The 12,232-nt window shown below is 69.0% G+C and carries 11 protein-coding genes; 2 read left to right on the top strand and 9 right to left on the bottom strand.

All coding sequences use genetic code 11. The annotated features are described in order from the left end of the window. Positions 1-187: 187 nt before the first annotated feature. Positions 188-874, bottom strand: coding sequence for a DNA alkylation repair protein (locus G6N61_RS01840; RefSeq protein ID WP_170314450.1), 687 nt, complete (start codon positions 872-874; stop codon positions 188-190). 5 nt (positions 875-879) lie between these two features. Then, positions 880-1,566 carry a ribonuclease T2 family protein gene (locus G6N61_RS01835; RefSeq protein WP_235887372.1) on the bottom strand — a complete coding sequence of 229 codons (687 nt, stop codon included), beginning with the start codon at positions 1,564-1,566 and terminating at the stop codon, positions 880-882. A gap of 207 nt (positions 1,567-1,773) precedes the next feature. Between G6N61_RS01835 and G6N61_RS01830 the strand changes: the two genes are divergently transcribed. Next, on the top strand, positions 1,774-3,861 hold the full coding sequence (locus G6N61_RS01830) for a hypothetical protein (RefSeq protein WP_407666355.1): 2,088 nt from the start codon (positions 1,774-1,776) through the stop codon (positions 3,859-3,861). Next, positions 3,851-5,185 (top strand): reverse transcriptase family protein, encoded by a 1,335-nt coding sequence (locus tag G6N61_RS01825; protein WP_163916759.1) that lies wholly within the window; start codon positions 3,851-3,853, stop codon positions 5,183-5,185. Before G6N61_RS01830 ends, G6N61_RS01825 begins: the two co-directional genes overlap by 11 nt. 131 nt (positions 5,186-5,316) lie before the next feature. Here the strand turns inward: G6N61_RS01825 and G6N61_RS01820 are convergent, their stop codons facing one another. Genes G6N61_RS01820 through pcaH form a run of 7 tightly spaced genes read right to left on the bottom strand, consistent with a single transcriptional unit; the run spans position 5,317 to position 12,228 of the window. Beyond that, positions 5,317-7,155: a sugar phosphate isomerase/epimerase and 4-hydroxyphenylpyruvate domain-containing protein gene (locus tag G6N61_RS01820; protein ID WP_163916757.1), complete on the bottom strand. Its 1,839-nt coding sequence runs from the start codon at positions 7,153-7,155 to the stop codon at positions 5,317-5,319. Then, positions 7,152-7,841, bottom strand: a complete 690-nt coding sequence (locus tag G6N61_RS01815; RefSeq protein WP_407666354.1) for a 3-oxoacid CoA-transferase subunit B — start codon at positions 7,839-7,841, stop codon at positions 7,152-7,154. Before G6N61_RS01815 ends, G6N61_RS01820 begins: the two co-directional genes overlap by 4 nt. Further along, on the bottom strand, positions 7,838-8,527 hold the full coding sequence (locus G6N61_RS01810) for a 3-oxoacid CoA-transferase subunit A (protein ID WP_163916755.1): 690 nt from the start codon (positions 8,525-8,527) through the stop codon (positions 7,838-7,840). Before G6N61_RS01810 ends, G6N61_RS01815 begins: the two co-directional genes overlap by 4 nt. After that, positions 8,524-9,708: a bifunctional 3-oxoadipate enol-lactonase/4-carboxymuconolactone decarboxylase PcaDC gene (gene pcaDC, locus G6N61_RS01805; protein ID WP_163916753.1), complete on the bottom strand. Its 1,185-nt coding sequence runs from the start codon at positions 9,706-9,708 to the stop codon at positions 8,524-8,526. Before pcaDC ends, G6N61_RS01810 begins: the two co-directional genes overlap by 4 nt. Continuing rightward, on the bottom strand, positions 9,705-10,904 hold the full coding sequence (locus G6N61_RS01800) for a lyase family protein (protein ID WP_163916751.1): 1,200 nt from the start codon (positions 10,902-10,904) through the stop codon (positions 9,705-9,707). The genes pcaDC and G6N61_RS01800 overlap by 4 nt, the downstream gene beginning before the upstream one ends. Continuing rightward, the gene (gene pcaG, locus G6N61_RS01795) at positions 10,901-11,461 is read right to left on the bottom strand and encodes a protocatechuate 3,4-dioxygenase subunit alpha (protein WP_163916749.1); all 561 of its coding nucleotides are present in this window, start codon (positions 11,459-11,461) and stop codon (positions 10,901-10,903) included. The genes G6N61_RS01800 and pcaG overlap by 4 nt, the downstream gene beginning before the upstream one ends. Beyond that, positions 11,458-12,228, bottom strand: coding sequence for a protocatechuate 3,4-dioxygenase subunit beta (gene pcaH, locus G6N61_RS01790; protein ID WP_163916747.1), 771 nt, complete (start codon positions 12,226-12,228; stop codon positions 11,458-11,460). Before pcaH ends, pcaG begins: the two co-directional genes overlap by 4 nt. Positions 12,229-12,232: the final 4 nt, after the last annotated feature.

Here is a 12,232-nt window from a genome sequence, read left to right as displayed (position 1 = left end):
TCGGTGGTGAAAAACTTTGAGAAAGCAACCGAATCGGCGTTGCCGTGCAAACCCATCAGAGGCAGCTTGGCCATGCCGGGCGTGCCTCCCCGGCCACTCGACGAGGCTCGGTGAGGCGTCGACGGATGGTTGCGCGAGCCTCCCGTGACCCCTGGGTCAGTTCACTTTCCCGACGGGTGCCGCAGCCTCAGAGGCGCTTGAGCGCCTCGCGTTTGGACAGCCCGCTGAGCCGGCCTTCCCGCGCCTCGACGAATGCCCTTACCCACTCCGGGTCGGTGCGCGCGTACTGCCGCAGCGCCCAGCCGATGGCCTTGCGGATGAAGAAGTCGGTGTCCTCGGCGTTCGAGTCGATGGCTGCCGTGAGCAGCGCCAGATCCGTCTCGTCCTTCAGGTTGAGCTGCGAGATGATCGCCGTTCGCCGCAGCCACGTGTCGGAGTCGGTCGCCCACCCGAGCACGATCGGGCGCACCTCCATAGGATGGGCGGCCAGGATCGGTCCGACCAGGTTGCCGGCGATCTCGTCCACGGTGTCCCACCACGCCCCGGTGAGGATCAGCCGCCGATAGAGGGGAATCCGGTCCGGCGTCTGATGCGCGCGGTAGAGCCGGTGTCTCGCCAGCTGGATGGCGGCGTAGCGCTCCTCTCGGTGGGTCGCCTCGGCGAACAAGCGCTCGACGGTGTCGTCGAACGCGTCGACCGACTCGATCGGATGCGCCGAGAAGATCGGTTCACAGATGCGACGGAGGTCGGGCATGCGAACGCCGTGAAACGGCATGTCGGATTTCATGTACGCCTGCATCGCCGGCGCGCGGTCGGCGTCCCCGGCAGCGGCCAGTGCGCGGCGTACCTCGTCGATCAGTTCGTGCGCGGACACGACGCTCAGGGAACGAGTCCGTGGGCACACTCCGACGTGATGGGCGGAGCCTCGTTCAGCAGCGTGCCGAGATCGAGCGACTCGTCAATGGTGCGGAGCGCGGCGACCGACGGTAGTGACAAGCGCACGTCGACGACGTAGGCGCCCTCCCCCTTCGCGTTGAGGCAACTGAGTCCGACGCGCTCCCCCGCCCCCGGGCCGAACCGTTCATCCATGCGGGCGCGGACCGCGCTCACCGGGAGCTGTCCGCCGTCGGCGTCCCGGAACAATGGGTCCAACGTCTCGCGAACTCGGGCGGTCAGCGCGACCGCATCGCCGAAGTAGGCGTCGGGTGTCACGCCCGAGCACGTGCCGTGGGCGTACCACTCGTGCAACGACAGGTGAGAGGAGTTGGCCATCGTCGACTGCAAACCGGCACGCACGCCGTCGGACAACTCGATCGGCGGCAGGTCGCCGCGCCCCTTGGAGGCGACCTCCTCGAGCCGTCGCGATACGCCGCAGTATTGGTTGTCCCGCGGCTGGGGCCACAAGCCGTGCAGGATCAAAGTCCGCTCCATGCCGACGAGTTCGCCCGAACGGCATTCCGGATCCGCGGGCTGTGCCTTGCAGAAGCTGGGACTCCAGGTCAGCACGAGCCAACTCGAGTCGGAACTGCTGTCGGAGACGAGCGTCGACCGGTTTCCGTCGAACATCAGCAAACTGCACGCGACGGCGGCAGCCACCACTGCGGTCAGGACCGCGGATATGGAGAATACGGTAACGTCGCCTCGCTGCATGCGGCACCCTTCTGAACGGAGTGGGACGAGCGTCGCCGACGCCTTTCCAACGCAGCCTCCCACAGCGTCGCGGCGCCGTTGAGCAATCACCGGCAGAAGGTTCAGCGGTCAACGCTGGAGAGGATGTTGGTGAACGACATCGATCGGTGGTTCGACAGGACCCGGCGCCGCGAGAACCGAACCGTCTCGCTCTACGCGTGCTTGCTGACCGGGCGGATGTTCGCGTACTTCCGCTACCGCCTGCGCTACCTACTCGTGGTCGACGGGACGAACTTCGCCGTCCACGTGGCCGAATTCCTGGTCATCCTCACCACACTCGGCGGTCTGGCCGCCTACACCGTCATGATCCTGCGGGTCGGCAGCCTGCTCGTCAGCGGTGCCTGGTGGGGCCTGCTCGAGATCATGCGCGAGCGAGTGCGCGGTCTCTCCGAGTCCGGAGACCGGGACGGGATCGAACGTGAAATCGGCGCGTGGCTGGTCCTGTCGGTATTCGCCGCGGCGGCGGTGACGGTGGCAGGCGCGGGGACGCTGAGCGCGCTGCTGCCGCAGGACGGCGACACGATCGGCCACGTGTACGCGTTCCTGATCGTCATCGAACTGGCCTTCAGAATGCCCGTGCGCGTACTGCATTCGGGGATGTTCGCCACCAGGCGCGTCTACCGTCCGCTGTGGACGCTGTTCGCCCCGACCGTCGTCCAACTGCTGGTCATCGGCGCGGGTGTGATGTTCTACCCGACCGCCGCGGTCGTCGTCGCCATCATCGTCTCCAACGCACTGTCCATCTGGATCACGGTCACCTTCGCGATCCGCCTCTACCGCCTCGCAGGCTTGTGGCCCAACGTCCGCGCGCCTGGCCGTCGCCGGCTTCGACTGCCGTCGATACCCGTCCGGCTCGGGTTGGAGACGACGCTGGCGGGGATCGGACTGCGACTCGACGCGGTCGTCGTCCTCGCCATCGCCGGGATCTACGGCACGACCACCCGGGCCTTCGACCTCACCGCCGGCCTCCAGACCTGGCGGGAGATCGACGCCTTCCAGTTCTTCTACCTCGCGCTGCCCCTGTTCCGTGGGGCCTACGAGGCGACGAGCGTGTTCTACTTCGACTTCGTGCGGCTGCGGCGCCTGCCCGCGTTGCGCGAGTACCGCGTCTGGTTCTTCCACCAGCTGCTGTGGGTGACCCCGGTTGTGACCCTTTACTTCTGGGGCCTGGCGGCCGCACTGGGCACGTGGGTCCTGCCCGGAATCCCGTTCTCGTTCCTGCTCGCCTTGCTTCCGCTGTTCGTCGTGCGCAGCTTCATCGGCACCTACCAGATCCGGCTGTTCGCCGAGGGCCGGTACAACAGCCTGACCGCCACCACCGTCCTCACCGCAATCCTGTTCGGGCTGGTGTGGATGGACGCCAACCCCGCCTCGGATCTGTTGGAGTTGACCGCGGCGATGATCGTCCTGCTGATCGTGCACATCAACCTGCAGCACTTCCACGACCGAGTGCCGTCACGTCCGACGCAGTTGCCGCTGGGCGACTGGATCAGAGCGCTGGCCGCGGAACCCGGTCCCGTGCGCGCCGGAACGGTCAACGTGCCCGAGTGGATCCCCGCGCGACAGCGGTCGGCAGCGGTGCGGCTGGTGCGGGAAGAGTTGCGCGACAGAGGGTGCATGGCGTTTCACTCGCCAACCTCGCTGGTCTTCTACGAGCGGGCTGCCGACGGTGACCGAGCGGGCCAACTGCACCTGGCCATGCAGGCCGTGACCGGAGGAGCCGTGAACCGCGGACGCCACTGGTCCGACTCGGCCGCTGACGGTGCTGCCGCGCTGGACCGCATCCTCGACTCGAAGTGGCTCAGGCCCGTCGACACCGTGCCCGCACCGCCGGTGAATCCGGCTCTCCTGCAACCGGAATTCCTCGCCATCTTCCCGGACGGCCTCGTCGCCGATCTCGGGACCCGTGCGGGGGCGCGCGCCATGCGTGGCCTGGATCCGGACCTGCTCGTCGCGCTGCTGCCGAAGGCGGTCCGGAGCCTCGACGAGGACGCGCTGGTGATCCTGGTGGCCGGGCGCTGGCTATCGCCCATCTTCGACCGCAACAAGGTGCGGATGGTGTTCGTACTGCCACCGGATCCCGCCCCCGAGCAGTTCCAGCTGTGGCTGCGGACGCTGAAGACGTGGCGCCTCGGTAGACGCCCCGGCGAAGGCGTCGTCCATGCCAAGTGAACCGATCGACATCGGACGACGACTGGTCGACCCAAAGACTTACGAGGACACCATCCTCCGGATCTACTCGAAGCGCAGCGAGCGCGGACTGGGCTTCAACGAGGTCTCCGACGGCGTCACCTATCTCGACGCAGCGGCGGACCGGCGGGCACTCTCGCGCGCGATCGCACGCAGCATCGCAGACGGCACTTACCGGCCGCAGCCCGTCGATCTCTGGTTCCTGGAGACCAACGGCAAGCGACGCGCCGCCCACCAGCCTGCATTCGTCGACCACGTCATCGGCTCGTCGCTGTTCAAGATCCTGACCCACAACGCCCGCTGCTACGGCCTGCCGGGCGTGTACTCCTATCTCCCTGGCCTGACCAACCTCGGCGCCATGCGCGCGTTCGCCCGGTTCGTGCGAACGCATCGAGAACGGGGCGGTCGGGCGTCGGGTCCGGTTTACGTGCTGCAGTCGGACTTCGAGAAGTACGGGGACAACCTCCCCGTCGGCCCCGGCGCGGCGCTGTGGCGCACCGTGCGCGAGGTCGCCTCACTCGGCAGCGTCAGCGGTGACATCGATTCTCGCAGCTGGGATCTCATCACCACGCTGATCCGCCCGGTGGTTCGGGACGCCGACGGAGCCGAGTTCACCCGGGTGAACGGCATCGCGATGGGGACGCCGCTGGTGCCACTGCTGGGCAATCTCGCGGTGGTCCCCATGGACAGGGCCATCTCGGACATCGACGGCATGTTCTACGTCCGCTACAACGACGACTTCATCTTGGCCCACAAGGACCTCGACGCGATCCACGAGGCCGATCGGAGGATCGACGGGCTTACCGACGGACTGGGCGTGCGTCGCAAGCTGTCCAAGGAGCTGCGCACCGCGCTGAGTGGCCACGGCAGGCCCTGCACGATCGACCCGGCCTACGTCGGGCGCGGTCGCATCGACTGTCTCGGCCTGTCGGTCACGCATGCAGGCACCGTGGCGCTCGGGCCGCATCGGTTGCGCCGCTTCATCAGACGCATCGTCACCCGCATCGACGGTGCCGCGCCCGCGTTGGCGTCGCTTCCCGTCGAGGAGCGGGCCCGCCACCTCGTCTCGGCCACCAACGTCATGCTGGACCCGGCCAGCCCCTTCTCGGTCGCCGGTCTGCCGGCGCTGCTCGACGCGACGACCGACCGGGGCGTCCTGAAGGATCTCGACTACCGCATCGCCCGCAAGATCGCACAGGCGGCGACCGGACGGGCGGGCGTACGGGGATTCCGAGAGGTGCCGCCCGCGGCGCTGTACCGCGACATGGGGTTGGTGTCGCTGACGGGCGTGCGCAACGCTCAGTGAGCCTTGCCGTGGGCCCGCCGGCCGGACTACTGTCGGCGCAGGCGCGGATCCCGCTGCGAGGCGGTTTCTTCGACAGACCACAGAGGCTGCGGCTTTCAGTCTGTCTTTTTAGGCGTTTATGCCCGCGCCGCCTACTTCTCGGTCCTGCCTCGTCGCGCGGCGACGTGAGCGGCCATGCGGATCGGGGCGTCCGCGAGGGGACGCCCCCGGTAGTTGCCTCGCCGCTCGATGATCTCGAAGTACACCTGCGAGCCGATCACCGTGGTGTAGGCGTGCAGGTACTCCCCATCGGGGCTCCTGTCGTACAGCACGTTCGACCGACGCAGCCGCTCCACGAACTCGTCGTCGAGATCGAGACGAGCCCGAAGGTCGACGTAGTAGTTCTCTGGAATGCGCAGGATCGGGGCGTCCCCGGGCAGCGCGTCCAGGGTGGCGAGGACGTCGTCGGTGAGCAACGCGATGTGCTGCGGGGTCTGCACGCCCGGGGTCCACTTGCCGCGCCGCAGCAGCGGACCGTCAAGCGCCACACCGAATCCCGAAGGTTCCGGCGCGCGGAGCAGATGGCTGCGCACCAACCCGTACGGCCCGGGATATTCGGCCACCTCCTCGGTGCGCATCCCCAACACGGAGCGGTAGAACAGAACGCTCTCGTCGTACCGGTCGAACGGCGCGGTGACCGAGACGTGATCGATCGCGGTGATGCCCACACCGGAGGCGGCGTCGGTCGGCGGCACGGGTTCGAAGTCGCGGCGCCAGTCCAGCGGGCCCTCCTCGGTCGAGACGAAGAAGATCGACACACCGTCCGGTGCCGCGACGGCGGGCAGGTCGGCCTCGCCCGGCCGCACCACGCGCGGCAGGGCGGAGACGTTGAGGCCCTCGGCCGACGCCGCGAACCCCGTGGGGTCCTCCGCGTCGAACGCGATGGCGGCCAGTGCCGAGGAGTCGTCCTCGGCGGCATCGGTCGTGACGGTCAGCAGGATCGTCGCACTCGACTGCGTCCACGCCGTGACGCGCTTGGACCGGTGCGTCGCCGACTGTCTGAATCCCAACGCCGACAACGCATGTTCTGCCGTGGTGAGGTTGGTGGGGGTGACGCTCAGTTCGACGAACGCGGCGTCGAACCGCTGCCGCGGCAGCGCGTCGTCGAGTCCGGCTTCCAGCGCACCGAGCGACCGGACCGCGTCGATGGCAGTGCGGACCGGCGAGGACTGCCGGAAGACGTCGTTGAACACTTCCAGTGACAGTGGGCCCCGGTACCCGGCGCCGAGTACCGCCGCGGTGAAGTCGACGAGATCGAACGCGCCCTCCCCCGGGAACAGGCGATAGTGCCTGCTCCACTGCAGCACGTCCATGTCCTTGTGTGGTGCGTCGGCCAGCTGGAGGAAGAAGATCTTGTCGCTGGGCACCTCGCCCAATTCGTCGATCGTCGACGAGCGCGACAAGATGTGGAAGCTGTCCAGGCACAGCCCGACCGCTGGATGGTCGGCTCGCCGGACCGCGTCCCAGGACTGCTGCCACAGATCGACCGTGCGGCCCCAGGCCAGGGCCTCGTAGGCGATTCGCATCCCACGGCGGTCGGCGAGTTCCCCCGCCGCGCGCAATTGAGTTGCCAGCTCGTCCATGTCGGCGACCGCGTCGGCCGATGCGTTCGAGCAGACCAGGATCAGGTCGACGCCGAGTTCGGTCATGACGTCGAACTTGCGGTCGAGCCGGTTGAGGTTCCGCTCGAACTGCTCGGGGTCGGTGCTGTCGAGATCCCGGAACGGTTGATACAGCACGATCTGCAGTCCGAGTTCTGCGCATCGCTCGCGGATCTGCTTGGGACTCGACGTCGACGCGACGAGGTCCGGCTCGAACAGCTCGATGCCGTCGAACCCTGCGTGGGCGGCGGCGACCAGCTTGTCGTCGAGCGTCCCGGACAGGCAGACCGTCGCGATGGTCTTGACGTGGCGATTCGTCGTGAGGGTCATCGCTCCTCCACCCGTCGGAGCGTCGGCTCCAGACGTTCCCGGAGTTCGTCGACGGAGATTCCGTAGGTCGCGATGACCCGGATGCCGTCGGCGCCGACGGCGAATGTCCCGAGTTCGGTGTACACCCTGCTGACGCACGCCAGGCCCGTCAGCGGATAGGTGCAGCGCGACACCAACTTCGGCGTTCCGTCCTTGGTGAACAGCGTCATCATCACGAAGACGTCCTTCGCCCCGATCGCCAAATCCATGGCGCCGCCGACGGCGGGGATCGCCCCCGGTGCCCCGGTGTGCCAGTTGGCGAGGTCGCCGTGCTCGGACACCTGGAAGGCGCCGAGGACGCACACGTCGAGATGTCCGCCGCGCATCATCGCGAACGAGTCGGCGTGGTGGAAGTAGGCCGCACCGGGCAGTTCGGTGACCGGGATCTTGCCCGCGTTGATCAGATCGGGGTCGATCTCGTCGCCGACGGCCTCGGGCCCCATGCCCAGCATGCCGTTCTCGGTGTGCAGGACGATTCCGCTGTCGGGGGCCAGGTAGTCGGACACCTTGGTGGGTTGGCCGATCCCGAGGTTGACGAACGACCCGGGTGGGATGTCCGCGGCGACGGCCTGGGCCATCTCGTCCCGGCCGAGTGGTCCACGGTCGAGGTTCTCGACAGTCTTCGACACGCTGAGGGTGCTGGTCACAAGGCCTCCGATACCTGGCTGGTCGCTGCGCTGAGGTCGAGGACCCGGTCGACGTAGATGGACGGCGTCACGACGACTTCCGGGTCGAGGCTGCCGGTCTCGACGACGGCGGACACCTCGACGATGGTGAGGTCGGCCGCCGTCGCCATCACGGGTCCGAAGTTCCGTGCGGTCTTGCGGTAGACGAGATTGCCCATCCGGTCACTGCGATGGGCGCCGATCAGGGCGACGTCCCCCCGGATCGGATACTCGAGGACGTAGTCGCGTCCGTCTATCGTGCGCGTCTCCTTGCCCTCGGCGAGGTCGGTGCCGTAGCCGGTCGGGCAGAAGAACGCACCGATCCCCGCACCCGCGGCCCGCATCCGTTCGGCGAGGTTGCCCTGCGGCACCACCTCCAGGTCGATCCTGCCCGCGCGGTACAACTCGTCGAAGACGTACGAATCGGCCTGCCTCGGAAAGGAACAGATGACTCGGCGCACCCGCCCGGCGGCCAGCAGCGCGGCCAGACCGGTGTCGCCGTTGCCCGCGTTGTTGCTGACGATGGTCAGGTCGGTGGCGCCGTGGGCGATCAGCGCGTCGATCAGCGCGGTGGGCATGCCGGCCATGCCAAAACCGCCGACCAGGACGGTCGACCCGTCGGCGATGCCGGCCACCGCCTCCGCCGGGTCGCCGGTGATCGACGTCATCGGGCACCGCCCTGGGCGTCGTAGTCGGACAGCACGTCGGCGGCGATCCGGAACGCGGAGTTGGCGTCCGGGACGCCACAGTAGATCGCGGTCTGCATGATCAGCTCCTTGATCTCGTCGTTGGTCAGGCCGTTTCGGCGGGCAGCGCGCAGGTGCATCGCGAACTCTTCGTGGTGGCCGCGCGCGATGAGCGCCGTCAGCGTGATCATCGAGCGGCTGCGGCAATCCAGTCCGGGTCTGGTCCAGATGCCACCCCAGGCGTACTCGGTGATCATGCGCTGGAAGTCCGCGGTCAGGTCGGTGGTGGCGGCCACCGCCCGATCGACGTGGGCGTCGCCGAGCACCTCGCGGCGTACGGCCATGCCTGCCCGGTAGACGTCGTCGACGGTGTCGGGAATGGGAGACGCCGGCAGCCCGGCGTTCTCGGCGATCAGCGCCGCAACCCGGTCGGGCGCCTCCGCCGGCGCGAGGTGACCGACGCCGTCGAGCACGACGAGTTCGCCGTCGGAGACTCCGGAGGCGATGCGCTGCAACGACTCCGGCGGCGTGGGCACGTCGTCGCGGCCCGCGATCGCGAGGACGGGGACGGTGATCTCGGGCAGCCGCCGCACGACGTCGAAGTCGGCCAGCGCGTCACACGTCTTCGCGTAGGCCTCCGGATCGGTGTGGCTCAGGCCGTCGAGCAACATGGCGGCGACGCCGGGGTGCCTCTCGGTGAAGCCTGGTGCGAACCAACGCCCGGGTGCGGCGTCCACCATCGGCCAGATGCCCTGAGCGCGTACGGTGGCTGCGCGCTGGCGCCACCCGTCGGGTGTGCCGATCACCGCGCCGGTGCACATCAGCGTGGCGGAGCTGATCCGGCGCGGCGTGTCGAGGACCAACTGGATGCCGACCGCGCCGCCCACCGAATCGCCTGCGTAGTGAAAGGTCTCGGCGCCGAGCCGGTCGGCCAGCGCGAGCACCGCGGCTGCGAGATCGGCGATGCCGAACGGGTCGCTGGGTCGTGCGCTGCGGCCGTGGCCGGGAAGGTCCCATGCGACGAGGCGGGCGTGCTCGACGAGCCGATCGGCAACCCCACCCCACAGGGTGGCGGCCGAGGTGCCCAGCGAGGGGCCCAGCAGGATCAGGGGGGCGTCGGCCGGTCCGCCGAAGTCGACGACGGCGAGTTCGGGAACGGTCACGAGGACTCCTCGAGGAAGCGGCGGGCCCGATCCAGTGTCGCCTCGACGAGTCGGTCCGCCGCACCCGTGTAGTCGGGAAGCGTTGTTCTGCCGGTCAATTCGCTCATCGTCCGCTGTTCGGCGAGCAGACCATCGGCGGCGGCGAGGTTGGCGGCGGCGCGGGCCTCGTCGACCCGGAGCCCGGAGACCAGGTCGGACATGTGAGCGGCGGCGACGACGGTGCGCCGCGCGAGCGCCCGCAGCGTGGCCCATTCCGCGTGCCAGGCGCCGTCGGAGCGTTCGTCCACGCTCGCGGCCGACGCGATGTGCAGCGTGGCACCGAACGGGCCTGCGGTGAGTGCAGCGCGGCGGATCAACACCGAGCGCACCGGATTGTGCTTGTGCGGCATGGTCGATGACCCGCCGCCACTCCCCTCCGCCAGTTCACCGACTTCGGGGCGACTGCCCGTTGCCACGTCGGCGGCAATGTGCCCCCAGGCGTCGCAGCACGTCACCAGCGCATCCCCGATCCGGGTGACCGGCGAGCGAGTGGTGTGCCACGGCGTCGTGGGCGCCAAGATCAGTTCGTCGGCCAGTGCGTCGCCGAGGGCAAGCGCTCCGTCGACCGACCCGGCCAGTTCGGTCGTGGCCGCGAGCGTGCCCACCGCCCCACCCACCTGGACGGGCAACGACATCCGCAGGTCGGCCAGCGGCTCCGCGGCGTCGAGCACGCCGTCGAGCCAGCGTGCGATCTTGGCGCCCATCGTGGCGGGCAGTGCCGCCTGGGTGAGCGTGCGCGCGAGCGCCGGTGCGCCGCGGTGCCTTTCGGCGAGGTCGGCGAGTGCGCGGATCTGCGCAGCGCACTCGACGCCGACCCTGATCAGCACGTCGCGCACGCAGATGATCAGTGCGGTGTCGAGCACGTCCTGACTCGTCAGCCCGCGGTGCAGCCACCGCGCCGCCGTCGGGTCCGAGCGGTCCCGCAGGATCGCGACGAGGGCACTGACGGGATTGCCGTCGACGTCGGCGCGACGCGCGATCTCCTCGGCGTCGCCGTCGGCGACGGACAGGTCCGCGCGGGCGTCCGCGGGGGCGATGCCTGCGTCGACGAGGCAGCCGAGCCACGCCCGTTCCACGGCGATCATCGCGGCGAGGAACGCCTCGTCGCTCATCAGGTCGCCGGCGAGGTGGTCGCCCGGCCAGAAGAGGTCGGTCACCGTTGCTGCCCGGGGTAGCGCAGGAAGACGGTCTCGCGGGGACCCTGCAGGGAGACGTCGAAGCGCAGTCCGCCCTCGTCGCGCGTGGCGATCAGGGTCTCCCGGCGCTCGGCAGGCAGCGAGGCCAGCAGCGGATCCTCGCCCAGGTGATCGCCGGGCACGTACGCGCGGGTGAACAGCCGGTTGAGCAGGCCGCGGGCGAACACGGTGACGAGGATGAAGGGCGCCGTTCCCGGGCTGGTGGGGCCGGGGATCACGGTGGAGAACGAATACCGCCCGTCGTCACCGGTGCTGGCCCGCCCCCATCCGGTGAAGGTGAAGCCGTCCCGGTGCAGGGACCCGGCGGCCCGGGGCACCGTGCCGTCGACGTCGGCCTGCCAGATCTCCAGCAGCGCATCGGGGACGGGGCGGCCGTCACCGTCGGTGACGATGCCGGAGAGCTGGACGGCGTTCGGTGAACTGGGCGGCACCAGTTCGTGGCATCGGTCGAAGGGCAGGGCGTAGCCGAAGAAGGGGCCGACGGTTTGTCCCGGCGTGGCGGTCAGCAGTGTGCTCATCGGTCCTCCTCCACGGGTGTCCGGGTCGCGCCGGTGAGCACGATGTCCCAGCGGTATCCGGTCGCCCACTCGTGGGTCGTGACGTCGTGGTCGTAGGCGGCGACCAGCCGGTCGCGTGCCTTCCGGTCGGTGATGGACTGGTAGATCGGGTCGAGCGCGAACAGCGGATCGTTCGGGAAGTACATCTGAGTGATCATTCGCTGCGTGAATTCCGTTCCGAACAGCGAGAAGTGGATGTGCGCCGGCCGCCAGGCGTTGCGGTGGTTCTTCCACGGGTACGGTCCCGGCTTGATGGTGGTGAACCGGTAGGTGCCGTCGTCGTCGGTCAGGCAACGGCCGACGCCCGTGAAGTTGGGGTCGATCGCCGCGGGATGCTGGTCGCGCTTGTGGATGTAGCGACCGCCCGCATTCGCCTGCCAGATCTCGACGAGCTGTCGCCGCACCGGCCTGCCGTCGCCGTCGACCACCCGTCCGGTCACCACCATCCGCTCGCCGATGGGCTCACCGCCGTGCTGGATGGTGAGGTCGGCTTCCAGCGGGTTGACGTCGCGCTCGGAGAAGCACGGCGTCCACAACTCCACGCCCTCCGGGTCGGCGTGGTGCAGGTCCTTGGTCGGGTGCCGCAGCAGGCTGCTGCGGTACGGCCGGTAGTCGAGGCGGGGTTGCGCCTCCTCGACGCCTGCGCGCTCGTAGTCGGCCACGATCGCCGCGATCTCCGCGCTGATGGCCTGCTGGCTGGCTATTGCGCTGTCGGAGTCGGTCTGCACGGTC

It is taken from the genome of Mycolicibacterium arabiense (assembly GCF_010731815.2).
GTDB lineage: Bacteria > Actinomycetota > Actinomycetes > Mycobacteriales > Mycobacteriaceae > Mycobacterium > Mycobacterium arabiense.
This window is presented reverse-complemented; position numbering and strand designations above follow the sequence as displayed.